Raw genomic sequence first — 25,991 nt, forward strand, 5'->3', positions numbered from 1 at the left:
GCTGCTCAGGACCCCATGGTCGAGGACCACTTGGCCGACAGCACCTTCGCGGCGTCGGCGACCTGCGCGTCGGTCAGCTCGACGTAGTCCTTCGGCGCGCCGCCGGCGGCGTCGAGGGCGTCCTGGTCGACCTTGCCGGACTGCTCCATGGCGGCGAGGGTCGCGGGGAACGCACCGGCCTGCAGGTACAGGTTCTGCGCCTCGGGGCTGGCGATGTACTCCTGCCACAGACGGGCTGCGGCGGGGTGCGGGGCGTCCTTGTTGATGGCTTGCGAGTAGTACGAGCCGAGCGCTTGGCCCTCGGGCACGACGGTCTTCCAGTTCTTGTTGCCGCTCGCACCCGCTGCGGGGCCCCACGCGAGGTTGTTGTACGACCACTGGATGACGACAGGGGTCTCACCCGACGCCACCGTGGCCTGCGTGGGCAGCACGTTCTGGAAGTTGCCGGCCTGCTTCAGCTTGCCGAAGTAGTCGACGCCCTTCGTGATGTCGTCGGCCGAGCCGCCGTTCTCGAGCGCAGCAAGGTACACCGCCGACGCGGCCTGGTTCGCCTGCGTCGGGTCGCCCGCGATCGAGACCTTGCCCTTGTACTCGGAGCCCAGCAGGTCGTTCAGGTCCTTCGGGGCGTCGGTGATCTTCGACGAGTCGTACCCGATCGACATCAGGCCCGTGTAGTCGCGGGTCCACGCACCGTCCTGCTCCTTGAGCGTGTCCGGGATGTCGCCCCAGTTCGCGACCTTGTAGTCCGTCAGCAGGTCGAGGTTCTCCTGCAGGACGGCGTTGCCGAGGTCGAGCACGTCGGGCGCGGTCGACTGGCCCTTCTGCGACTTCACCGCGGCGACCTCGTCAGCGCTGGAGCCGTTCGGGTTCGCGGAGTTGACCGTGATGTCGTACTTCTTCGTGAAGCCGTCGATGATCTTGCCGTAGTTGGCCCACGACGGCGGCAGCGCGATGACGTTGAGCTGCCCCTCGGCCTTCGCGGCCTTCACGAGGGCGTCCATGCCACCGGATGCCTCGGCGCTCGTGGCGGTCTTCCAGTTCGTGTCGTCCTTCGTCGTGCTGGCCGAGCTCGTGGCCGAGCATCCGGCGAGGGTGACGATCGCTGCGGCGGCGAGGGCGATGCCGGCGATGGTGCGCTTGTGCTGCACGGGAGGTGCCTTTCGGGTGGGTGCTGCGGGTCCTTCGGGTGGAGCCGGGGTTGTCGGCCCGGGACGATCGTGGAGGCGGCCGGTTTCCGTCCCGTGCTGCCGCGGTGAACGGTGGCGGAACAGCCGGTACGCCTGTACGGTTCTGCTGATTTCCCACCACGGGTGCACGGTCGCGCCCACATCGGCCTGGAGGCACGGATGCAGTTCACGACGACGGTCCTGCTGGCGAGGAAGACGGCCACCGGGCTCCCGGTCCCGTCGTCCGTGATCGATGCGCTCGGCTCGGGGAAGCGCCCGCCCGTGGTCGTCACGATCAACGGTGGCTACACCTACCGGTCCACCGTCGGGGTCATGGACGAGCAGTTCCTGGTGCCGCTGTCCGCAGCACACCGCGAGTCCGCCGGGATCGCTGCCGGCGACACCGTCGAGGTCACGCTCGTCGTCGACACGCAGCCCCGGACGATCGACCTGCCCGACGACCTGGCGGCGGCGCTGCAGGACGCCGGCGTGCGTGCGGAGTTCGACACCCTGTCGAACTCGCGACAGCGAGCGCTCGCCGACCCGGTGTCGCAGGCGAAGGCGCCGGAGACCCGAGCGCGGCGCATCGCGAAGGCCGTGGAGGCGCTGCAGGCCTGAGGCGGGCGAGGCTGGCGGCTGGGCTGGCGGGGCGGGGCGTACCTGGTCGAATCGGGCGTACCTGGTCGGAAGTTCTTGGCAGGTACGCCCGAAAGTGTGAGGTATCGCGCGCGCTCTGGGAACGAACCGGCGCGGTCAGGCGCCGAGCTCGACGAGCACCCGCGGGATCTCGGTCACGAGTTCGCTCGCCAGGTAGCCGAGCGGCCCTACCTGCACCGCGAGACGGTCCCCCGCGGCAGCGTGCACGTAGGACGCCCACGCCACCGCCTGCGCCGGTTCCGCGCCACGAGCCAACAGGCCCGTCACCGCACCCGACAGGACGTCGCCGCTCCCGCTGGTCCCGAGCCCACCGGAGCCCGTGCCCTTGATCCAGGAACGCCCCCGAGGAGTCGCGATGGCGTCACCGAGGGCAACGACCGCCCCGAACCGTTGCGCGATCGCCATCGCGTCGGCCACGTCGTCGTCGCTGCCCTCCCGACCGAGGAGCCGTTCGGCTTCGCCGGAGTTGGGCGTCATCACCAGCCGACCACGGAGCGGTTCCAGCAGCTCCCGGACGTCGGCCGCCACCCCGAGGGCGAAGGCATCGAGCACGATCGTGGTCTGCGGTCCGACGACGCCGGCGAGTCCGGCCACGAGGTCACGGGTGCCGTCGGGATCGTCGAGTCCCGGGCCGACCAACACCGCGTCCGCGCTCGCGGCCGAGTCCGCGATCCCCTCGATCGCGCCGACGGCGACGTGACCGTCCGCGTCCTCGTCGAGCGGCTCGACACCGGACTCGGGCACGGCGACGGCGACCTCGTTCGCGATGCTCCGTCCCACTGCGAGGGTGAGTCGCCCCGCTCCCACCCGCAGTGCGGCGAGCGCCGAGAGCATCGCGGCTCCCGGTGTCCGCGCGGCGCCGCCGACGACGAGCACCTGCCCGCGCCCGTACTTGCCGGCACCGGCCTCGGGGAGTGGCCAGTCACGGAGGAAGTTCGGGGTGATGGGTTCAGCGGGCATGCTCGTCGTCCTTCCGTCCGGTGTGCGCGGTGACTTCGTCGTCGTCGAGGTGGCCGACGGAGGAGAACTCCTCGAGCACCCACGGTGCACCCGCACGGTCGCGGCGGAGCCGGGTGAGGGAGGCGTTCGCGACCGCGTGCGTCCGGGCGAACTCCATGAGCGTCGGCTCGTCGAGGTCCAGGCACACCGCCACGATCAGCATCACGACGGCATCGTGCGCCGCGATGACGAGCCGCTCGGTGCCCTCGATCCGTTCGACGTCGCTCAGTGCCGACCGGAGCCGGAGCATCACGTCGGCCCAGGACTCGCCGCCCGCAGGCCGGTGGTAGTACTTGCCGAGCCACTGCCGGCGACGTTCCTCGTCGGGGTGTCGGTTCCGGACACCCTGCAGGGTGAGCAGGTCGAGGACTCCGAGTTCGCGGTCGCGGAGCCGCTCGTCCACCCGCCTCTCCGGCTCGGCCAGCCCGCCGGCCCCGAGCGCGATCTCGATGGTCTGCTGCGCGCGCAGGTACGGGGAGACCCACAGCGCCACGGGCACGTCGTCGATGCCGCGGTCGGCGAGTTCCTGTCCGAGCGACCGCGACTGGGCCTCACCGAGCGGGCTGAGCGGGACGTCGGCGTCGCGGTACTCGACGTCGATGACGTCGTCGCCCGCGGCCTCGGCCCGGGCGGCGGCGACGTTCGCGAGCGATTCACCGTGGCGGACGAGCCAGATCTCCTGCACTGCCATGCCGCCACGCTAACCAGGCCGCGCTGAGCCGGCTCACCGACGCCCACCGACCGCGGTGGACCGAGCGCTCCGGACCGGGCGGATCGCGCACGGCAGCCCGGCGGCGCGGAGTCGCAGTGCCAACGCATCGAGGTCGAACAGGTCACGCCACTCGAGCCGGATGATCGTCCGGACACCCGGCACCGTGAGCAGCCTGGCATGACGACGTTTCTCGTCCAGGAACACCTCGGTCTGGCTTCGGCCGCCGAGGTAGCGCTCCTGCGTGTACTTCGCGCGTCCGTCGATCTCGACGACGACGCCTTCGGCCGGGAACCAGAAGTCGACGGCGGACCGGCGACCGTCGACGACGAACTCCTGCTGCAGCACGGGAGCGGGCAGCCCGAGCTCGCGGAAGACCACGCGCGCGAGTGACTCCGCCGGGGAACCCGAACGCCCGTCGGCCAGGTCGAGCACCTGGGCGGCCCGGGCACGCCCGCGAGCACTCGGGTGCACCGCTCGCCACAGGTCGTCCGCGCCGATCCCACTGCGCAGCGCGGCGTCTGCCACGACGACCCCGGTCCGCAGGTCGCCGGCCATCGCGATGTCGATCACCGTCCGTGGGACCGCCGTCACCGCGAGGTCGCCGACCCGTACCCGTTCGGCGCCGGACACCGGTCGCGTGTGCAGGACCAGCTCGGCGGTCCTGCCCCGGTACATCGACTCCGGCACCGTGGCGTGTACCGGGACGCTCCACCCGCCGAGCGCCGGCAGCCCGTGCACCGCGGCCGCGGAGTCGTGCGACGCCGTCGCGCGGGTGCCGAGCCGACCGAGCCGCGCGTGCACACGGGTCACGTACCGCTGCCGTGGCCCGGCCGCATCCCACGCCGCCCCGTCCACGAACGCGTTCGGCCCTGCCCGGACGAGTCTGCCCGGACCGTGGAGCCGGGTCCGGCGGCGCAGGGTGGTGGCGTCGAGGCCGGCCTCACGCGTGGGCGAGGCCCGGAGGATGGGCAGCGGTTCGTTCATGGAGGAGACGATGCCCGACCGGCCACGCGCCCAGGCGGCCGACGTCGAGGTCTGTGGACGGGCCTCCAGGCCTGCCCGCCTGTGGAGGGAGAACGTTCCTTCCCAGCGCGGACGCGATGCCAAGTGGAATCGGGCGTACCTGGTCGGAACTTCCGACCAGGTACGCCCGATTCGACCACCTACCCCCAAAACGACCAGGCCAGCCACCCACCCACCCCGCACACGACACGGCGCCGGACGGAACGCACCCGTGTCCCGTCCGGCGCCGCGGTCTCTCCCCCCGAGGGGGACCGAGGGGCCCGCTGCCTCAGGCCCGACGCACCCGCACCGTCACGATCTCGAACGGACGGAGGGTCAGCACGACGGGCTCCCCGGCCCGCCACGACGATGCGTCGACGGGGCGTTCGAGCAGGTCGACGGCGGTCACGGACGCGACGTCGAACCCGAACGACACCCCGACGTCGGTCGCTCGACCGCCCGAGGCCTCGTACAGGCGCACGATCACGTCACCGGAGCGGTCCTCGGCGAGCTTCACGGCCTCGACGAACACCTGCGGCGACGACACCGAGACGAGCGGGTCGACCGTGGTCGAACCCGCGACCGTCCGCACCGGCAGGTTCAGCCGGTACCCGGAGTCGGCGGCGTCGAGCACCGACGCCCCCACCCGCAGCACGGTCCGGAACACGTGGTGCCCCTGGTCGGCGTTCGGGTCCGGGAACGTCGGCCCGCGCAGCAGCGACTCGCGCACGAGCGTCGTGGTCCCGCCGTCCGGCCGCGTCGAGCGTGTGATGTCGTGCCCGTAGGTGGAGTCGTTCGCCACCGCGACGCCGAACCCGGGCTCGGCGACGTGCACCCAGCGGTGCGCCGAGGTCTCGAAGCGGGCGTGGTCCCACGAGGTGTTCTGGTGGGTCGGCCGGTCGATGTGGCCGAACTGGATCTCGCTCGAGGCGGACGACGCACGGACGTCCACCGGGAACGCGAGCTTCAGCAGCTTCTGGTGCTCGTGCCAGTCGACCTCGGTCTCGATCACCAGCTCTGCGAGCCCGGCGACCGCCGAGTACCGGGTCGTGAGCGTCGACGACCCGAACGACCGTTCCACCACGAGCGAGGAGCCGTCGATCGCGACCGAGGAGGCCGTCAGCACGGTGCCGTTGCGCTGGTACGCGCGGTCGATGTCCCACGCCTCCCACTGGTTCGGGGTGTCGCGGAACACGGTGTACTCGGCTGCGGCCGCGCCCGGTGCGATCGCGTCGCGGCCGCTGGCGCGGTCGACGAGCGACACGACGTGGCCGGCTGCGTCGATGGTCGCCGTGACGACGCCCGTGTCGAAGACGAAGTGGTCGCCGGAGCGGACGGGAGGCACGGGTCGCGGCGCCGAGCCGAGCGAACCGCCCAGGGCGGTTGCGTCTCCTGCCGCGACCGGCGAGGCGTTGAAGCGCACGACGTTGCCGGACGAGCCGCTGCCACCGACGGCGTCGGAGCCGGACGGCGCATCGAGCAGCGCACTGCTGCCGCCGGCGGCGGCCGACGACGAGGCCCCGACCCCGGCGAGCGCCGCAGCACCCCCGTTCGCGAGCGCGGTCGTCGCGTTGCCGATCAGCCCCTCGAGGACCTCGGCGATCTGCGCGTAGTTCTCCTCGGCGTTCTCGTAGACCCAGGCGATCGAGGACCCGGGCAGGATGTCGTGGAACTGCTGCAGCAGGACGGTGTGCCAGGCGCGCTCGAGTTCCTCGTAGGGGTAGTCGAGCCCGAGGCGCACGGCCGCGGTCGACGCCCACAGCTCGGCCTCGCGGAGCAGGTGCTCGGAGCGGCGGTTGCCCTGCTTCGTGCGGATCTGCGACGTGTAGGTGCCGCGGTGGAACTCGAGGTACATCTCACCGGACCACACGCCGGGGGTCGGCAGCACCCGTTCGAGCTCCTCGAAGACCTGGGCCGGGGTGCCGAGCTGCACGCGCGGCGAGCCGTCCAGGTCGTGCTGGCGTCGGGCTGCGGCGACCATCTCGCGGGTGGGTCCACCGCCGCCGTCGCCGAAGCCGTAGAGCAGCATCGAGGTGTTCGCGACGCCGCGCTCCTTGTTGTTCCGCTCACCGCGGTGCAGGTCGGCGGCGGAGACGTCGGAGTTGTAGGTGTCGGCCGGCGGCAGGTGCGTCAGGATGCGGGAGCCGTCGATGCCCTCCCAGTGGAAGGACGTGTGCGGGATGACGTTCGTCTCGTTCCACGACGGCTTCTGGGTGACGAACCACTTCGAGCCGGCCGCTCGGACGATCTGCGGGAGCGCCCCGGAGTAGCCGAACGAGTCGGGGAGCCAGGCCTCGGGGGTGTCGATGCCGAACTCCTCGAGGAAGAACCGCTTGCCGGCGACGAACTGTCGTGCCAGGGCTTCGCCACCGGGCAGGTTGGTGTCGGACTCGACCCACATGCCACCGACGGGGATCCAGCGGCCCTCGGCGACGCGCTGCTTGATCCGGGCCCAGATCGACGGGTAGCCGTCCCGGATCCACGCGTACTGCTGCGCGGACGAGCAGGCGAACGTGAAGTCGGGGTCGCGGTCCATCAGGTCGAGCACGTTCGAGAAGGTGCGGGCGCACTTGCGGATCGTCTCGCGCACCGGCCAGAGCCAGGCGGAGTCGATGTGCGCGTGGCCGACGGCGATCGCCCGGTGTGCGGCAGCGCTCGCGGGGACCGCCAGCACGGGCGCGAGGACCTCGCGGGCGTCGGCGGCGGTGCCGGCGACGTCGTCGGGGTCGAGGGCGTCCGCTGCCAGCTCGAGCGCGTGCAGGATGTCGGCGCCGCGGGTCCCGTCGGTGGGGAGTTCCGCCATCAGGCCGCGCAGGACCCAGAAGTCCTGCTGCAGCTCCCACACGGTGTCGTCGCGCTCGACGAGCTCGAGCGAACGCACGCGGTAGATCGGCTCGTCGCCCGCGGTGGAGCGCGACCCGAGCGGTGTCGCCCCCTGGAACGAGTCACCGCCGATGTCCGGGTTCGCACCGGCCTCGACGTACAGCTCGAAGGACTCCCCGGGCCCGACCTCGACGGGCACGGTGTCGTTCCGCGGCTCGACGCCCTTGATCGTGGAGCCGTCGGTGCGGTACGCCAGTCCCTCGGCCTGGAACCCCGGGTGCCGCTTCGTGAACCCGAGGTCGACGAGCAGCTCCGCGGTGGTCCCGGGCGCGGTACCGAAGTCCGCCGGCACGGTGCCGGTGATGCGGAACCAGGTGGTCCCCCACGGCCGGCCGCCCCAGGCGCTGCCCACGGTGAACGGTTCGTACGCCTGCTGGACGGCGGAGTCGAACGGCACCGGCTCACCCGGCACCTCCCACGCCTCGATCGTGACCGGCGCCGAGCGGCGGTGGACGGCGGGGTCGACACGGTCGCGGACGAGGCGGGCGATCCGGGCCTCGACGAGCGGTTCGTCCTTGTGCATGTGGTTCCTTTCGAGTGGGCCGGCCGGGGCCAGCAGATCAGCCCTTGATGCCGCCGGCGAGGGCGTTGCCGCCGCCGAGGCCTCGGGACACGATCACGTAGAGGGCGATGACGGGCACGGAGTAGACGATGGAGAACGCGGCGAGCTGTCCGTACGCGACCGCCCCGTTCTGTCCGAAGAAGTTGAAGATGCTCACCGCGGCGGGCACCTTCTCGGGCGAGAGCAGCAGGACGAACGGGACGAAGAAGTTCCCCCACGCCTGGATGAACACGAAGATGAACACGACGGCGATGCCCGGACGCATGAGCGGGATGACGATCCGCGTCAGGGTGGTCATCATCGAGGCGCCGTCGGTCCACGCTGCTTCTTCGAGCGAGATCGGCACCGAGTCCATGAAGTTCTTCGCCATCCAGATCGCCATCGGCAGGCTGGTCGCGGCGAGGAAGAAGATGCAGCCCCACACGTTGTCGATCAGGTTGAGCGACACGAACAGCGCGTAGACGGGCACCATCATCGCGGTGATCGGCAGGCCGGTCCCGAACAGGATGCTGTACAGGAACGGCTTGTTGACGCGCATCTTGTAGCGGGACAGCGGGTACGCGGCGAGCAGTGCGAAGACCACGGTGACGATCGCCGTCCCGCCGGAGAGCAGCAGGCTGTTCGCGAGCGGGATGAACGACAGCTCGGGCGTGAGCACCTTCGCGAAGTTGTCGAGCGTGAACTGCGCCGGCAGCTTCACCGACAGCGACGCCTGGGTGTCGACCGAGGCGAGGACGAGCCAGAGCAGCGGGACCGCGAAGCACACCGCGATGACGAGCAGCACGACGTTCGCCACCCACCGCATCGTGCGGCCGCGCGGTGACGTCATGTGCAGTGAACCGGGAGCGGTCACCGCACGGGTCGAGGTCGGGTCGAGGGACGGGGCAGTGATGGCCATCAGTCCACCTCCGGCTTGAGCGCGCGGATGTAGATGATCGAGAAGACCGCCCCCACCACGAGCAGGATGGTCGCGATCGCGGTCCCGAAGCCGAGCTGCGAGAACTTGAACGCCTCCTGGTACGCCAGGATCGGCAGGGTCGACGAGTTCGTGCCCGGTCCGCCACCGGTCATCACGAAGATGAGGGTGAACACCGACAACGTCTGCAGCGTCGTCAGCATGAGGTTCGTCGAGATGCTCCGCCGGATCACCGGGAGCGTGATGTACACGAGACGCTGCCACCCGGTCGCGCCGTCGACCTCCGCCGATTCGGTGATCTCCTCGGGGACCTCCTGCACGGCGGCCGAGTAGACGAGCATCGAGAAGGCGGTCCCGCGCCAGATGTTCGCCAGGATCACGGCGAACATCGGGAACGTGTAGAGCCAGTTCGGCCCGCTGATGCCGATCGACGCCAGGAAGCTGTTGAGCGTGCCCTCGTCGTTGAAGAACGCGTACGCGGCGAACGAGGCGACGATCTCGGGCAGGACCCAGGCGGCGACGACGAAGGTGCCGACGATCGCCCGGACGGCCTTGTTGGCGGACCGCATCAGGAGCGCGAGGCCGAGCCCGAGCACGTTCTGGCCCACCACTGCCGAGGCGAGCAGGAACACGATGGTCAGGATGACGGACTTCGGGAAGTCCGGGTCCTGGAAGAGTTCGACGTAGTTCTGGAAGCCGACGAACTGCTGGTCGGCAGCGCCGGCGCCGGTGAGTGCGGAGTTCGTGAACGACCCGTAGAACGACGAGATGACGGGGCCGAGCAGGAAGATGACGAGCAGGACGAGGGCGGGCAGGAGCGGAACCGCTCGGCCGACGTTCCGCAGCGGTCGCCGCTTGCGCGGCACGGGTGGATCGGTGCGTTTCGGCGCACCGGGCGCCGACAGCGTCGGCGCGAGGGGGGTGCTGGACACGATGGGTGCCTTCCGGGTGCGGAGGGGTTCCGAAGGTGGGGAAGGACGGACGGGAGGCGCGGTGCGGGACCGCCCCGCGCCTCCAGTCCGTCATTGGGTGACGTCCGTCAACCAGCGGAGACGGTGTTCTCCTTGCCGACCACCTGCGTGACGGCCTTGTCGTACGCGGCAGCCGCCTGCTTCGGCGTCTGCTGCCCGGTCATGACCGCTTCCATCGCGACCTGGATCGCGTTGGACACCTGCGAGTAGTCACTCGTCGCCGGGCGGAAGTTCGTGTTCTCCACCAGTCCGGAGAAGAACTTGAACGTCGGGTTGGCGTCGGTGTAGGCGGTGTCGTCCGCGACGTCCTTGCGGACGGCGATCTGGCTGTTCTCGGTGTCGTACTTCAGCGAGCCGTCCTTGTCGAGGAAGCTCGTGATGAAGTCGAACGCCGCCTGCGGGTTCTTCGACTTCGCGCCGACCGCCAGGGTCCAACCACCGGACATCGAGTTGCATCCCGGGTCCTGACCGTTCTGCGTCGGCATCGGCGCCTGACCCATCACGTCGTTCCACTCGGCCCACGGCGCGGTGCCGGACTTCAGCCACGTGCCGGACTGCCACGAACCGTCGAGGTCGATCGCGAGCTTGCCCTTCGGCAGCCACGTCTGGGCGATGGTCGTGCCGACGTTCGTGTCGAGCGCCTGCTGCGGTGTCGGGCCGAGGCCGCCCTGGTAGACGTCCTTCACGAACTGCAGCGAGTCGACGAACTGCTCCGAGCCCGTGACCCACTTCTTGTCCTTGTAGAGGGTGTTGCCGGAGCCGTCCGCCCCGTAGAGGAGCATCTCGAAGCCCTGCATGGTCGACGCTTCGCCCTGCGCCTTGCCCGAGTAGATGTTGAACGGGATCAGGTCGGGCTTCTTGTCCTTGATCGTCTTCGCCGCGGCGAGCACGTCGTCCCAGGTCTTCGGCTCCCACGGCACGGGCAGTCCGACGGACTTGAAGATGTCCTTGTTGTACCAGAGCGCGCGGGTGTCGGTGCCCATCGGGACGCCGTAGATCTTGCCGTCGTCACCCTGCCCGGCCTGCTTGGCGTTGTCGAAGAACTGGTCCCAGTCCTTCCACTTGTCCGTGTACTTGTCGAGTGGCAGGAGGTAGCCGGCCTCGGCGTCGGCCTTGACGAGGAACGTGTCCTCGTACATGACGTCGGGAGCCGTCGCGGGCGCCTTGTTCATGAGCGCGAGCTTCGTGTAGTAGTCGTTGCCCTGGGCCTGGATCGGGACGAGCGTGACCTTCTTGCCCGGGTTGTCCTTCTCGTACTCCTTCTTGACGACCTTCATCTGGGCGTCGAGCTGCTGGAAGGCGCCGAACTTTTGGTACGCGATCTTGATCGTGTCGCTCGAGGCGGACCCCGAGGCTGAGCAGCCTGCCAGGCCGACCGCGGCGACGGCCACGGCTGCGAGTCCGGCGATGATGCGGGTGCGTTTCATCGGTGCTCCTTTGCACGGGTGACGTCCGCGGGCTCCATCGCCCGCGCGCAGGATTAGTCCAGCGTATGGACTTATCCGTGTCAAGGAGTTTCTCGCGCTGGTTCGGGCGCACCTTGCCGAATCGGGCGTACCTGGTCCGAAGTTTCGACCAGGTACGCCCGATTCCGCTTCCCATCGCGTGCGTTCTGGGAAGGAACCTCCGTCAGGAGATCGGTGTCGCGCTCCCCGTCACGGTGATCCCGCCGGACGCGGGGACGTCGACGAGCAGCAGGCTCGGACGGCCGACGTGGCGCCCCTGCCGGATCGTGACGCGGCCCCCCGGCTCGACGGCACCGACCTCGCGCAGGTACGCCCCGGTCGAGGCCGCCGCCGAGCCCGTCGCCGGGTCCTCGGTGATGCGGCCGACCGGGAACAGGTTCCGCGCCTCGTACTCACGCTCCCCGGTCCGGTGCAGCACCGTGACCGTTCCTTCCCACCCGGCCTCGCGCTGCAGGTCGGCGAGGGGCCCGGGTGCGAAGCGGAACTGGTGGAAGAGCTCCTGGTCGTGCAGCACGAGCACCGGGTGCCAGTTGCCGGCGAAGGACTCGAGCACCGGGAAGCCCGGCGCGATGTCCGCGGCCTCGAGCCCGAGCAGGTCGAAAAGCCGCGCGAGCCGCGCCGGATCGATGTCCCGCGTCGCCGGTTCGACGCTCGTCATCGCGACCTGGATTGCCCCGTCCGGACCGGTGGTGGCGTCGAGGGCGACCTCGCCGGCTGCCGTCGTGAACACCCGGCGGCCGAGCCCGTCGCGTTCGGCGAGCGCCACCGCGAGCGCCAGCGTCGCGTGCCCGCAGAACGGCACCTCGGCACCTGGCGAGAAGTAGCGGACGCGCGGGCCACTCGCCGTGGTGCCGACGACGAACGCGGTCTCGGGGTAGCCGACCTCGCGGGCGATCGCGAGCATCTCGTCGCCGGACAGCGCCGCCGCGTCGAGGACCAACCCAGCGGGGTTGCCACCTCCGGGCTCGGCGGCGAAGGCGGTGTACCGGAGGATCTCCTGCTGCATGCCCTGACGCTACTGCGGGGCCGGGGCCGTCCGCGCGGGCCGATCGGCGATGGGTGGCCCGACGTTCGGGTGGCCCGACGTTCGGGTGACTCGACAGGTGGGGGTAACCCCCGCACGACTCCGGGTGTGCACGTGATGTTTCAGCAGGTGATCCGTCACGAGACTGGGTCCATGAGCATCGACACGCGCCCCACCACCGCCCGCCGGACCCTCCGCATCGCCCTCGCTTCGACCGCCGCGCTCTCCGCCCTGCTGCTGACCGCTGGCTGCAGCGCGATCCAGGACATCGTGCCGAACAAGACCCCGCAGAAGCACTTCGCCACGTACTCCGACGCGCCGCGCTCCGGCGAGTCGGACGACATGGCGTTCTTCATGCCGGAGTGGGTGCCCGAGGACGCGAAGGACATCGACGTCCGCCTCAACGCCTCGGCACCCGGGTACGTCATCGGGTTCGCCTCGAAGGAGGGCGTCGACACGGACGCGTGCACGCCGCTCGACGAGTCGTACGGCGGCACCGCGATGACCGCCGACTTCCTGCCCGAGGAGCTCCCGACGAAGGGCCTCGTCACCTGCGGCGACGGCCGCGCGGTCACCGAGATCGACGGCCGCTGGTACGGCTGGACCACGAAGGACGCCATCCCGGGTCAGGACGACTCGAACACGTTGCGCACCGACGGCTGACGCACCCACAGGGCGGACGGGAGGCCCGTGGCGGTCCCGCACCGCGCCTCCCGTCCGCCCCGCGGTCGCGCCCACCGCACATGGTGAGCAGGAATGGTCGGGTCCGCTGTGCGAACCCGACCATTCCTGCTCACGAAGTGCGCCCGCGGGGACTGGGGACTACTCCGCAGCCACCGCCCTACGACGGCGGACGATCAGGACGCCGGCTCCCGCCGCGAGCAGCAGGATCGCGATGAGTGCTCCAGCACCGAGGCCCTCGGCGCCCGTGAACGCGAGCTGCCCGTCAGCGGTGATCGTGATCGGGGTCCAGCCCAGCGCCGTGCCGTCGGTGGCCGTCACCACGATGCGGTGCTCGCCGGCCGGAGCGTCGGCCGGGATCGTGACGCGCACCGTGCCGTCGGCGGCGACCGGCACCGTGCCGAGCAGCGTCGGGGTCGAGTACAGCCACACGTTCAACCGGTCGCCGGCGTACTGCGTGCCCACCGTGACCGTGATGGTCTCCCCCGCGCGGGCGGACGACGGGGCCGAGACGCTTCCGCGATTCGTGTCCGACAGGCCGGTCTCCGACGGAGCCACCGGAGCGATCGGAGCGGCCGGCGACGGGGTCGGCGTCGATCCACCGGTCCCGGGGGTCGGCGCGGGCGTCGTGCCACCGTCGCCCGGCGTGGGCGTGGGGGTCGGAACCGGCGTCGGCGCCGTGCCACCGTCGCCCGGGGTCGGGGTCGGCGTGGGCTCCGTGCCCGGGTCGGTGCCACCGCCCTCGCACGGGTACGTCCCCGTGCGCAGCGAGAACCCGTCCGTGTCGTTGTCGTCGGCGTAGAACGTTGCGCGCTCCCCGTCGGTGCAGACGCCGGAGACCGCGAAGCCCTCGTTGGCGAGGGTCCGGTCGGCGTTCGACGGTGCCTCGAAGACCTTCGCGGCGGTGAAGGCACCGTTGGTCAGCTCGTACAGCGTGGTGCGTCCGGCGCAGGCGTCGTCGCACACCACCCAGAGCGCGTCGAGGGTCGGGTCGAACTGCACGTCGGCGACGACGGCGAACGGCGTACCGATGGTGGCCACGCGCTGGAACGAGCCGTCCGCCATCAGGGCGTACGCGTACACGCTCGCGGTGCCCTCGACGCCGACGAAGAAGAGCCCCTCGCCGTGTCCGGCGTAGCTCGACGGTGCGTAGGCCGCGCCGGTGTGCTCGTCGGCGAAGCCGTGCGCGGTGAGCCAGGTGTCCGGGATCCAGGTGACGCCCTCGAGCCCGGCGTTCGCGCCGAGCCCGGGGAAGTCCGCGGCGAGATTCCACTCGTCGGTGGCGCGCAGGGTCGACTCGGACCCGTCGGTCGTGGCGTAGCGCAGGACCGACGGACGGCTGGTCTTCGACACGTCGTTGTCCCGCTCGGTCGACACGTACACGGCGCCCGGGTCGTCGCTCGTGACGGTGACGCCCTCGGCGTCCGGGGTGCCCGTGCCGTCGGCGTACCGCAGGTCGGTGCCCGCGGCGCTCGACGGCGCCCAGCCGCCCTGGCCGTCCGAAGTCAGGTGGTAGAGCAGGCCGTCGCCGTTCTGCACGGCCCAGAGCTGGCCGTCCCGCGACCTCTTGGAGGTCGTCCAGTCGATGCCGCTCAGGTCACCGGTGAAGGTGTCCTCGTCGTCGAGCACGGTCTCGTCCGGGCCACCGGGCCAGGGCTCGGCGGTGACGACTCCGGCGAACCGGTTCGCGCTTCCCTTCGTCGCCTCGGCGGTGTCGGCGAAGTCGCCGGTGCCGTCCGGGTTGCGGCCGTACGTGGCGGCAGCGTGGGCCGTCCACGAGTACGAGTCGACCAGCGCACCCCGCGGATCGACGACCCGGGCGGAGTCGGCCTTGCCGAGTCCGAAGCCGAAGTCCGCCTCGTCGAGGACGGTGAAGCCACCGGCCGCGACGGTCGTACCGGCGGGGATCGTGTACGCGTGGTCGTCCTCGCTGTCCTGCAGGACGTACCCACCCAGGTCGACCGTGGCGCTGCCGACGTTGGTCAGCTCCACCCAGTCGCCGGGGGTGCCGTCCTGCGACTCGACCTCGTTGATGCGCACGGGCGAGGAGCAGTCGTTGGCGATGCCCTTCGTCGACGTGGTGGTGTCGACGAGCGCACCGGTCCCGTCGGCGCACCGGCCGTACGTGACGACCGCGTGGCTCGTCCACGAGTACCGGAGCACCAGGTCGCCGGCGGGGTCGTACACCCGCGCGGTGTCGGCGCCGCCGAGCCCGAAGTCGAACCCGGGTGCGGTGGCCGAGAGCTGGTCGATGACGAAGTACCCGCGGGGGGCGATCGTCGAGCCGGCGGGCAGGACGTAGGCGTCGTGGGTGCTGTCGTCGTCGAGGAACGCGTAGCCGGTCAGGTCGATCGACGCCGTCGACGTGTTCTGCAGCTCGACCCAGTCGGTGTCGTCGCCGTTCGACTCGACCTCGTTGACGACGAGGCCGTTCGCGGCGGCCGCACCGACGCTCGGGTCGTCGTCACCGACGGCGGCGAGGGCCGGGCTGGCCGTGACGATGGCGACGCCGACGGCCAGCGCGGTGACGACCGCGGCACCGAGCCGCAGGGAGTGGGGGCGCAGGGCAGGAGTGCGCATGCAGGTCCTTCTCGGGAGGGGAGGGGAGACCTGCACGACTGTTCAGCACCTGCGCGTCCGACCGGTGGCCGGACGGTGAACGACAGGTGTCGCGCGGCGCCCCAGCGCGGCGACCCCTCAGCCCCCGCGACCCCTCAGTGACCGCGACCCCTCAGCGCGCGACTCTCAGCCCTGCGCGACCCCGGAGAAGTCCGGCGACCCGTCGGGCAGCGCCGGCAGCGGCGTGCCGTCGACGTACCGCGGCCACGCCAGGGCACGCGACGACGCCGGACGCGGCTCGTACCGGTACCGGTCCCCGCCGTCCGGACCGACGGCCGTGGCAGCCGTCGGGGCGTCCGGCACCGGGGTGGCACCCCACGTCGCGATGGGCGCCGCGGGCGCAGTCGGGGGCACTGCCGGCTGCGCTTCCGGCGTCGGCCACGAACCGACCGCCGGCGCCGAGGCGGTGCCCCTCGGACGGAAGAGCGCGTTGCTGAGCGGCACGACGACCGTTCCGAGCAGGTCGAGGATGACCACCACCCACACGAGTCGCCAGTACCCCCGCGCGTAGTCCACGTCGGGTGCGAGCAGCGGGATCGACAGCAGGAGCGCGAGCAGCGCGATGACGCCGACGGTGGCCTTGGCGACGACCTGGAGCGCGGGCGTCGGGTACCGGCGGTGGATGACGAGCAGCAGGTGCACGTGCAGGAGCGCCACCCGGGCGACGCCGACGAGCCAGATCCAGTGCCAGAACCGCTCGGCGACGAGCCAGAGGTCGTCCCCACCGGACGGGTTCGTCGGGGCGAGCCAGACCTTGTACAGCCCGGCGACGAGCAGGTACATCGAGGTCACGATGCTGGCGAACGCGAAGGTGCCCGATCGGCGCGACGACACGTCGGCGTCGTACCAGGACAGCAGCGCGAAGACGACGACCACGACGATCGTCAGGAGCAGCTGCACCGCGACCCGTCCGAAGTCGCCGAGCAGCACGGCCACGATCCCGACGAGCCCGGCCGCGACGACGGCGCCGATGATCGTGCGGAAGACGAGCGGTCGGACCTTCGCCCAGCGTCGGTCGATCGTGCCGTCGGTCCCGTTGTCCGTCATCTGTCCCCCGTCGTCAGCCGCGCACCTGGCGGATACGTCGTTCGCAGCGGAGCGGGAGGTGGCGGCGGTCCTCGACCGTGGTCAGCGACGGATGAGCAGCCCGCTCGCCCGCGGGGACAACGCTGCGTCGAGCACCAGGCACGCGGCACCCACCGCGGCGACGTCGGCACCGCGGTCGCTCTCGACCACGTCGACGGGGTGCTTCGGGACGAGCAACGGCGACCCGACGATCGCGGCGCGGGCGGCCGGCAACGCCGCACTCGCGATGCGCGACCAGAACGGTCCGCCGAAGACGACCCGGTCGATGTCGAGCAGGTTCACGATGACGACCGCGGCGTCGCCCATCACGGTGCCGGCCTCGGCGGCGAGCGCGACGGCGGCCTCGTCCCCGGCGTCGATGGCCTCGGCGAGTTCGTCCCAGGCCCGGTCCACCGCGTCGAGCGATCCCTCGGACCCGGCGGTCAACGCCACACCCCGCTCCCGCGCGATCCGCACCAGCCGGTCCGGCGCCACGGCGGCGCCGACCTCGCCCCGGGTGCCGGACCCGTCCGGGGTGCCGGCGAGCGACCGCTGGTCGACCATGATGTGCCCGGCGTCCCCGGCGTTCGACCCGACCCCGCGCACGGGTTCGTGGTCGACGACGAGCCCGACGCCGAAGCCGGTGCCGAAGTACACGAACGCGAAGTTCCGGGCCGAGGACTCCCCCGCCAGGAACATCTCGCCGACCGCTGCGGCCGTGACGTCCTTCTCGAGCAGCACCGGGTGGCCCGTGGCCTCAGCGAGCGCGTCACGCAGTGGCACGTCCCGCCACCGGGGCAGGAACGGCGGGTCGACCACGATGCCGGCGTCGACGTCGATGGGGCCGGGGCTGGCGATCCCGACGCCGAGCACCCCGTCGACGTCCACGCCCGCGTCGGCGATCAGGCCGTCGACGGCGGAACCGATGGTGCGGACGACCTCGGACGGGTCGTCGGCGGTCGGGGTCGAGGTCGTGGACGCCGCGACGACCGTGCCGGCGAGGTCGAGCAGCACGTAGGTGACCACGGCCGGGTCGACGTGCACACCGACGGCGTAGCGGCTGCCCGGTTCGAGCCGCAGGATGGTACGCGGCTTGCCCCGACCGGCGACGACGGTGCCGGACTCGACGATCATGCCGGCCTCGATCAGGAACCGGGTGACGTTCGACACGGTCTGCGCGCTCAGGCCGGTGCGCGAGGCGAGTTCGACGCGGCTCAGGCCGTCCGGCGAGCGTCGGACGGCATCGAGCACGACCGTGCGGTTGAACCCGCCGATCGACGGGAGGTTCGCCCCACGCCGATGTTCTGCCATTCCGCGACCATACCGCGGCAACGGTGCGGTCTCGGTCTCCGGTCCGCGCTGGCCCCCGCACGGGTCGCACCGTTACCCTGGCGGCATGGCCGACCTGCGTCTCGAACCACTCTCCGCGAAGACCGCTGCCGCGGCGAACTCCCTGACGCTCAAGCCGGGTCAGGAACAGTTCGTGCAGCCGACCACCTACGGGGTCGCCGAGTCCGACGTCAAGCCGAGTTCCGCGTGGACCCGGGTGGTCCTCGACGGCGACGAGGTCCTGGGCCTCATCATCGGTTCGTTCGACGCCGACAATGCGCAGGAAGAGCTGCGCAGCGCCATCTGGCGGGTCAACGTCGCCGGCTCCGCGCAGGGTCGCGGCGTCGGCCGCTTCGCCGTGCACGGCCTTGCGGACGAGGCCCGCAGCCGTGGGCAGGAACGCCTGACGGTCGTCTACGAGCCCGGTGGCGACGACAGCCCCGAGGCGTTCTTCCGCGCCGTGGGCTTCGAGGTCGTCCGCGAGACCCAGTACGGCGACCACTTCGCGGTCCTGACGCTGTAGTACTCACCAACGACGTGGTCGACAGGGACATCCCCACGCCGGAGCCCGACTTCGGGGCAGCGGTGGCCGAGGTCGTCCGGATGATCCCGCCGGGTCACGTCATGACGTACGGCGACGTCGCCGCGGCGCTCGGTTCCCGCGCGTCCCGTGCGGTCGGCAAGGTGATGGCCCACGAGGGCGCAGACCTGCCGTGGTGGCGCGTGGTGCGCGCGGGTGGGCACCCGCCGCTGCACCACGAGGTCCGTGCGCTCCAGCACTACCGCGCCGAGGGCACGCCGCTCGTGCAGGGGACGGCGGCCTGGAGGCTCGACATGCGTCGCGCGCGCTGGTCGCCGTCCACGGACGCGGACGACCCGTTCTGACGGCCGGCCCGCGCAGGTCGGCCGACAGCCCGGCAGCGGTCAGCGCTCGAAGCGCTCGCCCTTCGGGCTGGTCGGGATCAGGCACAGCAGGTACACGACGAGCGAGCCGATGCCCGGCACGACGTGCAGGAACTGCCAGAAGCCGGACAGGCCGGCGTCGTGCAGCCGTCGGGCACCGAGGGCGAGCGAGCCGATCAGGGTCGCGAGGCCCCAGAGCACGAAGAGGTAGGACCCGACCGGGTTCTCGAACAGCGCGGTGTCCGGCGTGAACGCCTGCGGGACGAGCTGCAGCACGAGGCCGATCGCGAGCGACGTCAGCCACCACCACCAGAACTCGGCGCGCGAGGCCCGACCGGTGAACACGGTGTACTTCCGCCAGAACCGCCGGACGGCCTCGGTGAAGGGTGCGCCGTAGAAGGGGTCGCGGAGGGCGACGCCGCCGGGCTGCACGCTGTCGTTGCTCATGGAGCAAGCCAACCACGTGGTGCAGCCCGGCCGCGTCCTACACGAGCGAGTCGCGCCAGGCCGCGTGCAGCTGGGCGAACCGCCCGGTGCCGGCGATGAGGTCGGCGGGGGTGCCGTCCTCGACGATCTTGCCGTGCTCCATGACGAGCACCCGGTGGGCGATCGCGACGGTGGACAGGCGGTGCGCGATGATCACCGCGGTCCGGTCGGCGAGCAGGGTCTCGAGACCCTCCTGCACCAGCCGCTCCGAGGGGATGTCGAGCGACGCCGTCGCCTCGTCGAGGATGAGCACCTTCGGGTCCGCGATGAACGCCCGTGCGAACGAGAGCAGCTGTCGCTGCCCCGCCGAGACCCGACCGCCGCGCTTGTTCACGTCGGTGTCGTACCCGTCGGGGAGCGCCATGATGAACTCGTGCGCGCCGACCGCCTTCGCGGACGCCTCGATCTCGGCGCGGGAGGCCCCCGGCTTGCCGAGCGCGATGTTGTCCGCGACCGTGCCGGAGAACAGGTACGCCTCCTGCGTGACCATGACGATCGCGCGGCGCATGTCCTTCGTGTCGAGGTCGCGCAGGTCCACGCCGTCGAGCTTCACCGAGCCCTGCGACGGGTCGTAGAAGCGCGCCATGAGCTTGGCGAGCGTCGACTTGCCGGCGCCGGTGGACCCGACGAGCGCGATGGTCTGCCCCGACGGGATGTGCAGGTCGAACTCCGGCAGCACGACCTTGCCCGCGTTGTACGCGAACACGACGTCGTCGAAGTCCATCTTTCCCGTGGCGTCGGCCAGCTTCGTCGGCTTCACGGGGTCCGGCACACTCGGCCGTTCCTCGAGGACGCCGGAGATCTTCTCCATCGCCGCCGAGGCCGACTGGTACCCGTTGTAGAACATCGCGAGTTCCTGCGCCGGGTCGAAGAAGCGCTTGGCGTACAGCGCCACCGCGAGCAGCGCACCGACCTCGAGCGACCCGTCGACGATCCGGAAGCCGCCGACGATGACGACCGCCGCGAGCGTGGCGTTGCCGATGAGCACGAGCACCGGGTCGAACGTCCCGAACAGGTTGAACACCTTCGTGTTCGCCAGCCGGTAGTCCTCGACGAAGCCGCCGTACTCGTCCTTGTTGCGGGACTCCTTGCGGAACGCCTGCACGGCGCGGATGCCCGTCATCGTCTCGACGAAGTGCACGATCACGCGCGCCGAGGTGACGCGGGTGGCCCGGAACAGCGTCTGCGAGTTCGTCTGGAACCAGCGGATCAGAAACCACAGCGGCACGAGCGACACCGCGAGCACGAGCCCGGACGTCGGGTCGAGCAGCACCAGGGCCACGGCGGTGAACACCATGTAGAGCACGCCCTGGATGAGCTGGTTCAGCCCGGAGTCGAGCAGCTCGCGGATCGAGTCGAGGTCACTCGTCTGGCGGGAGATGATCCGGCCGGACGTGTAGGTCTCGTGGAACTCGAGCGACAGCCGCTGCGTGTGCAGGAACACCCGCTTGCGCAGGTCGAACAGGATCGCCTGGCTGATCCGTGCGGCGAGCACGGTGTACCAGGCGGTGAGCACCGCACCGAGGACGGCCACGACGATGTACGTCGCGACGACCCCGAACGCCGGCACCCAGTCGTTCTGGTCCATCACCGCGGGCAGGGCGTTGTCGATGCCCCACGCGATGAGCGCCGGACCCGCGACGGTGCCCGCCGTGGAGACGACGACGACGATCCCGAGCAGCACCAGGCGGAGCTTCAGCGGGGCCGCGAGGGAACCGAGCAGGGCGAGGGAGCGACGCCGCAGGCGCTTGCTCTCCGCCTTGGTGAAGTCCTCGCGCTCCTCGCCGCGCACGCCCAGGGTGGTGATCGAGGCGGTGACGGGCGCGGCAGACTGCTCGTCCGGAGCTTCCTGCGGGACGGACGCCGCGCCTCCCGGCAGGTTCTGGTCGGTCTGCTGGCTCATGCCATCGCCTCCTGTCGTGCGGTGGCGTCATCGTCGTCGAGCGACGAGATGACGTAGCGGTAGTGCTCGTTGGTGGCCATCAGGTCGTGGTGGGTCCCGACGGCGGTGATGACGCCGTTCTCCATCAGGGCGACCCGGTCGGCCAGCGTCACCGTCGACGGACGGTGCGCCACGATGAGCGACGTCGTCTCGGCGAGGACGCGGCGGAGGCCCGCCTCGACCCGCGCCTCGGTGTCGACGTCGAGCGCCGACAGCGGGTCGTCGAGCACGAGCACCGACGGCCGGGCGGCGATCGCACGGGCGAGCGCCAGACGCTGTCGCTGTCCACCGGACAGCGACAGGCCCTCTTCACCGACACGGGTGTCGACGCCGTCGGGCAGGTCGTCCACGAAGGACGCCTGCGCGATGTCGAGGGCCTCGCGCATGAGCGCCTCGGCCTCGTCACCCTCGACGTCCGGACGACCGAGCAGCACGTTCTGCCGCACCGTCGTCGAGAACAGGGTGGCGTCCTCGAACGCGACCCCGACGTGGCGTCGCAGCTCTTCACGCGTGAGGTCGCGGATGTCGACCCCGTCGATCGTCACCGATCCGCCGGTCACGTCGTACAGGCGCGGCACCAGCGACAGCAGCGTGGTCTTGCCGCAGCCCGTGAGCCCGACGAGCGCCATGGTCTCGCCCGGCTGCAGCTGCAGCTCGACGCCGTTGATCAGGTCCGGGTACTGCGGCGCGGAGTCCTGGTACCGGAAGTGCACGCCGTTGAACGACAGCGCACCGTGCGGCTCCGTGATCGTCTTCGGGTGCTCTGGATCCGTGATCGTGTTCTCGGAGTCCATGACCTCGAAGAAGCGGTCGACCGCCGTGCGGGTGTCGAACGTCATCGAGAGCAGGAAGCCGATGGACTCGATCGGGAACCGCAGCACCGTCGCCGTCGCGAAGAACGCGAACAGCTGGCCGACGCTGAGCTGCCCCTGCGACGCCAGCCAGATGCCGGCGAGCAGACACAGCGCGAACGCGACGTCCGGCACGAGCAACAGCCACAGCCAGATGCTCGCGATGGCCTTCGCCTTCTTGATCTCGGTGCCACGCAGGGCCTCGGCCTGCTCGCTGAACTCCTCGAGCTTGGCGCCGCCGCGGCCGAACGCCTTGAGCACGCGGATGCCGTGCACCGACTGCTCGACGCTCGTGGCGAGGTCACCGACCTGGTCCTGGCTGCGGCGCGCGACGACGGAGTACCGACGCTCGAACAGCAGCCCGTTGATCCACAGCGGGATCGACGCGATCAGGAAGATCAGCCCGAGCAGCCACCCGAAGGTGAACAGCACGACGAAGCCGACGACGATCGTCACGACGTTCACGACGAGCAGGACGACACCGAAGGCCAGCCAGCGGCGGATCAGCGACAGGTCCGACACGGAACGGGACAGCAGCTGCCCCGACTCCCACCGGTCGTGGAACGCGACGGGCAGGTCCTGCAGCTTCGCGTACAGCGAGTTCCGCATGCTCGCTTCGATCCGCGTCGAGGGGCGCATCACCATGCGGCGGCGCGAGGCGATGAAGAACGCCTCGAGCACACCGAGGGCCAGCACACCGAGACCGGCGGGCCAGATCTGTGCTCCGTCCTTCGATGACAGCGGACCGTCGACGAGCCACTGCAGGACGTAGGGGATTGCGAGCGCCACCAGGGAGGCTCCCATCGCTGCGGCCATGCCGCCGATGAGGCGCCCCTGGTAGGGCTTCACGTAGGGGTAGATCCGCGCGATCGCGCGGAAGGTGGACGGGCGCGCCGTGGTGGGCGACTTGGACATGCGTTGCGTCCTCATGCGTCTGCCGGGTCCCCGGGTCGCGCTGCGCGGTACCGCCTGCTGCGTGCGTACTTGCGTGCGGCTGGCGTGCGGTGCGTGCGCGGCCTCGACCTGGAGGCTCGGTGTGGCGTTGCGTGGTGATCATCGGCCGGGCGCGTGGTCGCGCCTCCGCCGTCACTCGCGTGACGTCGGTCGGGCCGGAGGGCACCGGGAGACACTCGTCCCCCGGGTTCAGGCGGGTGGTTCGCGGACGCTGGTCGTGCGGCGCCGCGAGGCCGTGGGAACGGCCTGGCTAGACGGCGGCCGCGACGCGCGGTCGCGGTGCGATCAGGGATCGCCGTGCGGGAGTGGTCCCCACGACGGACACGAGACCTGCGCGGGCGGCCGTCGCCACGGTTCCGGTCATGTTGTCCATCGTCACTCCAGTCGTCGTCTTCGTCACCGTTGTGTCCGCGGTGCCACCGGTCCCGAGGGATCGTCGGCTGCCTGTCGCGGAGCCTTACAGACTATTCACAGTGACTCGCAGCGCGCAATAGGGTGCCACGATTTGTTCACTTCAGTGGAAGAAGTGACGCTCGCCTCAGTGGAAGAAGTGCCGCTCGCCCGTGAAGTACATGGCGACCCCGGCGGCCTTCGCTGCGGCGATGACCTCGTCGTCGCGGACGCTGCCACCGGGCTGGGCCACCGCGCGCACACCGGCGTCGAGCAGCACCTGCAGGCCGTCGGCGAACGGGAAGAACGCGTCGGACGCCGCGACGCTGCCGGTCGCACGGTCACCGGCACGGTTGACCGCCAGGTGGCACGAGTCCACCCGGTTGACCTGGCCCATGCCCACCCCGACGCTCGCGCCCTGGTTCGCCAGCAGGATGCCGTTCGACTTGACCGAACGGCTCGCCTTCCACGCGAAGGCCAGGTCGGCGAGGGTCTGGTCGTCGGCGGGCTCGCCGGCGACCAGGGTCCAGGTCGACTGGTCGAACGCCGTGAAGCGGTCGGCGTCCTGCACCAGGAAACCGCCGGAGATCTGCTTGACCTCACGCGGGGCCAGGGCGAAGTCGGCCGGCAGCGTGAGCAGGCGGATGTTCTTCTTGCGCGACAGGATCTCGAGCGCCTCGGGGTCGAACCCGGGGGCGACGACGACCTCGGTGAAGATGTCCTTCACGGTCTCCGCCATGGCCACGGTGACCGGGCGGTTCGCGGCGATGACCCCGCCGAAGGCGGACAGCGGGTCGCAGGCGTGTGCGGCGGCGTGGGCCGAGGCGATCGGGTCGGCGGCGTCGGCCGGGGCGATCGCGATGCCGCACGGGTTGGCGTGCTTGATGATCGCGACGGCGGGCTCGTCGAAGTCGAACGCGGCACGGACAGCGGCGTCGGCGTCGACGTAGTTGTTGTACGACATCTCCTTGCCGTGCAGCTGCGTCGCCTGCGCGATACCGGTGCCGTCCGTGCTCGTGTAGAGCGCGGCAGCCTGGTGCGCGTTCTCGCCGTAGCGGAGCGTGGCGGACAGGTCGGCGGTGACGCTGAGGTGCTCGTCGAACGCGCCGGGCGTCGCGATGTCCCCGCTGGTCGTCGGCGCTGCGGCGGCCACGGCGACGTCGCTGGCGAAGTAGGACGCCACCGCCGTGTCGTACGCCGCGGTGTGCGCGAAGGCCTGGGCGGCGAGGCGCTTGCGGAGCTCGAGGGAGGTACCACCGGCGCGGACCGCCTCCACGACCTCGGCGTAGGACGCCGGCGACACGACGATCGCCACGTTCGGGTGGTTCTTCGCCGAGGCGCGGACCATCGCGGGACCGCCGATGTCGACGTTCTCGACCACGGTCGCGGTGTCGGCACCCGACGCCACGGTCTCGACGAACGGGTACAGGTTCACGACGACGAGCTCGAAGGCCGCGATCCCGAGGTCGGCGAGCTGCTGCTCGTGCGACTCGAGGCGCAGGTCGGCGAGCAGGCCCGCGTGCACCGACGGGTGCAGGGTCTTGACCCGGCCGTCGAGCGACTCCGGGAACCCGGTGACGCTCGAGACGTCGGTGACGGCGAAACCCGCGTCGCGGATGGTCTGGGCGGTGGAGCCCGTCGACACGATCTCGACACCCGACTCGGCGAGGGCGCCGGCGAGCTCGAGCAGGCCGGACTTGTCGCTCACCGAGATGAGTGCGCGGCGGACCGGCACCACGTCACGGTCGCGGTAGAGGCTGGGGTCGGCTGCGTGCACGCTCATGCGCTCGGGGTGCCCTTCAGGTCGGTGGTGCCGTTGGCGATGTCGAGGATGGTCTGGATGAGCAGGCGGCGCTCGACCGGCTTGATGCGGTCGTGCAGCGTCGACTCGGAGTCGCCGGGGAGCACGGGGACGCGCTCCTGGGCGAGGATCGGGCCGGTGTCCACGCCGTCGTCGACCGCGATGACGCTCGCACCGGTCTCCGTGACGCCGGCCGCGAGGGCGTCCCGCACGCCGTGGGCGCCGGGGAACTCGGGCAGGTACGCCGGGTGGGTGTTGATGATGCCCGGGGCGAACTCGGACACCACGGCCGGGGGCAGCAGGCGCATGAGGCCGGAGAGCACGAGCAGGTCGGGCGACCACGGGCGGATCTGCTCGGCGAGGGACTGCCCCCACTCGGCGCGGGTCTCGTAGCGCGAGAACGGCACCGTGAAGGTCGGGATCGAGAACTCCTCGCCCAGACCGAGGCCCTCGGCGTCGCGGTCGGCACCGATGGCGACGACACGGGCGGGGTACTCGGCGTCGAAGGTCGCTTCGAGCAGGGCTCGGAGGTTCGACCCGGTACCGGAGATCAGGACGACCAGTTCGAGCACGGCACCAACCCTACCGGGACCCGCGCGTCGTGACGTCGGC

21 protein-coding genes are annotated in these 25,991 nt (G+C 70.9%); 4 read left to right on the forward strand and 17 right to left on the reverse strand.

Going from position 1 to position 25,991, the window contains the following annotated elements:
* Positions 1–5: 5 nt before the first annotated feature.
* Positions 6–1,148, reverse strand: a complete 1,143-nt coding sequence (locus ACGH48_RS17025) for an ABC transporter substrate-binding protein (RefSeq protein ID WP_396289460.1) — start codon at positions 1,146–1,148, stop codon at positions 6–8.
* Positions 1,149–1,346: 198 nt separating this feature from the next.
* Here ACGH48_RS17025 and ACGH48_RS17030 point away from each other — a divergent pair, with 198 nt between their 5' ends.
* Complete coding sequence (locus ACGH48_RS17030; protein ID WP_396289462.1) at positions 1,347–1,784, forward strand: YdeI/OmpD-associated family protein; 438 nt, start codon at positions 1,347–1,349, stop codon at positions 1,782–1,784.
* A gap of 135 nt (positions 1,785–1,919) precedes the next feature.
* Here the strand turns inward: ACGH48_RS17030 and ACGH48_RS17035 are convergent, their stop codons facing one another.
* The 8 genes from ACGH48_RS17035 to ACGH48_RS17070 form a co-directional block, all read right to left on the reverse strand.
* Positions 1,920–2,783, reverse strand: coding sequence for an NAD(P)H-hydrate dehydratase (locus ACGH48_RS17035; protein WP_123311890.1), 864 nt, complete (start codon positions 2,781–2,783; stop codon positions 1,920–1,922).
* Positions 2,773–3,513 (reverse strand): histidine phosphatase family protein, encoded by a 741-nt coding sequence (locus ACGH48_RS17040; RefSeq protein ID WP_396289464.1) that lies wholly within the window; start codon positions 3,511–3,513, stop codon positions 2,773–2,775. Before ACGH48_RS17040 ends, ACGH48_RS17035 begins: the two co-directional genes overlap by 11 nt.
* A gap of 33 nt (positions 3,514–3,546) precedes the next feature.
* Positions 3,547–4,518 (reverse strand): hypothetical protein, encoded by a 972-nt coding sequence (locus ACGH48_RS17045; protein WP_340197721.1) that lies wholly within the window; start codon positions 4,516–4,518, stop codon positions 3,547–3,549.
* Between the two features lie 307 nt (positions 4,519–4,825).
* A complete protein-coding gene (locus ACGH48_RS17050; protein WP_396289465.1) occupies positions 4,826–7,942 on the reverse strand; it encodes an alpha-mannosidase in 3,117 nt (1,038 codons plus the stop codon).
* 37 nt (positions 7,943–7,979) lie between these two features.
* Positions 7,980–8,879, reverse strand: coding sequence for a carbohydrate ABC transporter permease (locus ACGH48_RS17055; RefSeq protein WP_396289467.1), 900 nt, complete (start codon positions 8,877–8,879; stop codon positions 7,980–7,982).
* A complete protein-coding gene (locus ACGH48_RS17060) occupies positions 8,879–9,829 on the reverse strand; it encodes a carbohydrate ABC transporter permease (RefSeq protein ID WP_396289468.1) in 951 nt (316 codons plus the stop codon). The genes ACGH48_RS17055 and ACGH48_RS17060 overlap by 1 nt, the downstream gene beginning before the upstream one ends.
* Before the next feature lie 107 nt (positions 9,830–9,936).
* A complete protein-coding gene (locus ACGH48_RS17065) occupies positions 9,937–11,295 on the reverse strand; it encodes an extracellular solute-binding protein (RefSeq protein WP_396289469.1) in 1,359 nt (452 codons plus the stop codon).
* Positions 11,296–11,497: 202 nt separating this feature from the next.
* A complete protein-coding gene (locus ACGH48_RS17070; RefSeq protein WP_396289470.1) occupies positions 11,498–12,340 on the reverse strand; it encodes a PhzF family phenazine biosynthesis protein in 843 nt (280 codons plus the stop codon).
* A gap of 171 nt (positions 12,341–12,511) precedes the next feature.
* Here ACGH48_RS17070 and ACGH48_RS17075 point away from each other — a divergent pair, with 171 nt between their 5' ends.
* Complete coding sequence (locus tag ACGH48_RS17075) at positions 12,512–13,021, forward strand: hypothetical protein (RefSeq protein ID WP_396289471.1); 510 nt, start codon at positions 12,512–12,514, stop codon at positions 13,019–13,021.
* 159 nt (positions 13,022–13,180) lie between these two features.
* On the opposite strand, the gene ACGH48_RS17080 is transcribed toward ACGH48_RS17075, so the two are convergent.
* The 3 genes from ACGH48_RS17080 to ACGH48_RS17090 all read right to left on the reverse strand — a co-directional run bounded on the left by ACGH48_RS17080 (position 13,181) and on the right by ACGH48_RS17090 (position 18,034).
* On the reverse strand, positions 13,181–15,619 hold the full coding sequence (locus tag ACGH48_RS17080) for a lamin tail domain-containing protein (protein ID WP_396289473.1): 2,439 nt from the start codon (positions 15,617–15,619) through the stop codon (positions 13,181–13,183).
* A 165-nt stretch (positions 15,620–15,784) separates the two neighbouring features.
* Positions 15,785–16,705: a hypothetical protein gene (locus ACGH48_RS17085; protein ID WP_396289474.1), complete on the reverse strand. Its 921-nt coding sequence runs from the start codon at positions 16,703–16,705 to the stop codon at positions 15,785–15,787.
* Between the two features lie 81 nt (positions 16,706–16,786).
* On the reverse strand, positions 16,787–18,034 hold the full coding sequence (locus ACGH48_RS17090) for an ROK family protein (protein WP_396289477.1): 1,248 nt from the start codon (positions 18,032–18,034) through the stop codon (positions 16,787–16,789).
* A gap of 85 nt (positions 18,035–18,119) precedes the next feature.
* Here ACGH48_RS17090 and ACGH48_RS17095 point away from each other — a divergent pair, with 85 nt between their 5' ends.
* Positions 18,120–18,575 (forward strand): GNAT family N-acetyltransferase, encoded by a 456-nt coding sequence (locus ACGH48_RS17095; protein WP_123311868.1) that lies wholly within the window; start codon positions 18,120–18,122, stop codon positions 18,573–18,575.
* A gap of 14 nt (positions 18,576–18,589) precedes the next feature.
* A complete protein-coding gene (locus ACGH48_RS17100; protein WP_396289480.1) occupies positions 18,590–18,937 on the forward strand; it encodes an MGMT family protein in 348 nt (115 codons plus the stop codon).
* 39 nt (positions 18,938–18,976) lie between these two features.
* Here ACGH48_RS17100 and ACGH48_RS17105 read toward each other — a convergent pair whose 3' ends face one another.
* The 5 genes from ACGH48_RS17105 to purN all read right to left on the reverse strand — a co-directional run bounded on the left by ACGH48_RS17105 (position 18,977) and on the right by purN (position 25,951).
* Positions 18,977–19,402 (reverse strand): DUF805 domain-containing protein, encoded by a 426-nt coding sequence (locus ACGH48_RS17105; protein WP_123311866.1) that lies wholly within the window; start codon positions 19,400–19,402, stop codon positions 18,977–18,979.
* A gap of 37 nt (positions 19,403–19,439) precedes the next feature.
* A complete protein-coding gene (locus ACGH48_RS17110) occupies positions 19,440–21,248 on the reverse strand; it encodes an ABC transporter ATP-binding protein (RefSeq protein WP_123312225.1) in 1,809 nt (602 codons plus the stop codon).
* 92 nt (positions 21,249–21,340) lie between these two features.
* Positions 21,341–23,149 carry an ABC transporter ATP-binding protein gene (locus ACGH48_RS17115; RefSeq protein ID WP_340197729.1) on the reverse strand — a complete coding sequence of 603 codons (1,809 nt, stop codon included), beginning with the start codon at positions 23,147–23,149 and terminating at the stop codon, positions 21,341–21,343.
* 577 nt (positions 23,150–23,726) lie between these two features.
* Complete coding sequence (gene purH, locus ACGH48_RS17120; RefSeq protein WP_396289482.1) at positions 23,727–25,361, reverse strand: bifunctional phosphoribosylaminoimidazolecarboxamide formyltransferase/IMP cyclohydrolase; 1,635 nt, start codon at positions 25,359–25,361, stop codon at positions 23,727–23,729.
* The gene (gene purN / locus ACGH48_RS17125; RefSeq protein ID WP_111085342.1) at positions 25,358–25,951 is read right to left on the reverse strand and encodes a phosphoribosylglycinamide formyltransferase; all 594 of its coding nucleotides are present in this window, start codon (positions 25,949–25,951) and stop codon (positions 25,358–25,360) included. Before purN ends, purH begins: the two co-directional genes overlap by 4 nt.
* Between the last annotated feature and the right edge of the window lie 40 nt (positions 25,952–25,991).

Origin of the sequence: Curtobacterium pomorum (genome assembly GCF_044497295.1) — a bacterium.
Taxonomy (GTDB): domain Bacteria; phylum Actinomycetota; class Actinomycetes; order Actinomycetales; family Microbacteriaceae; genus Curtobacterium.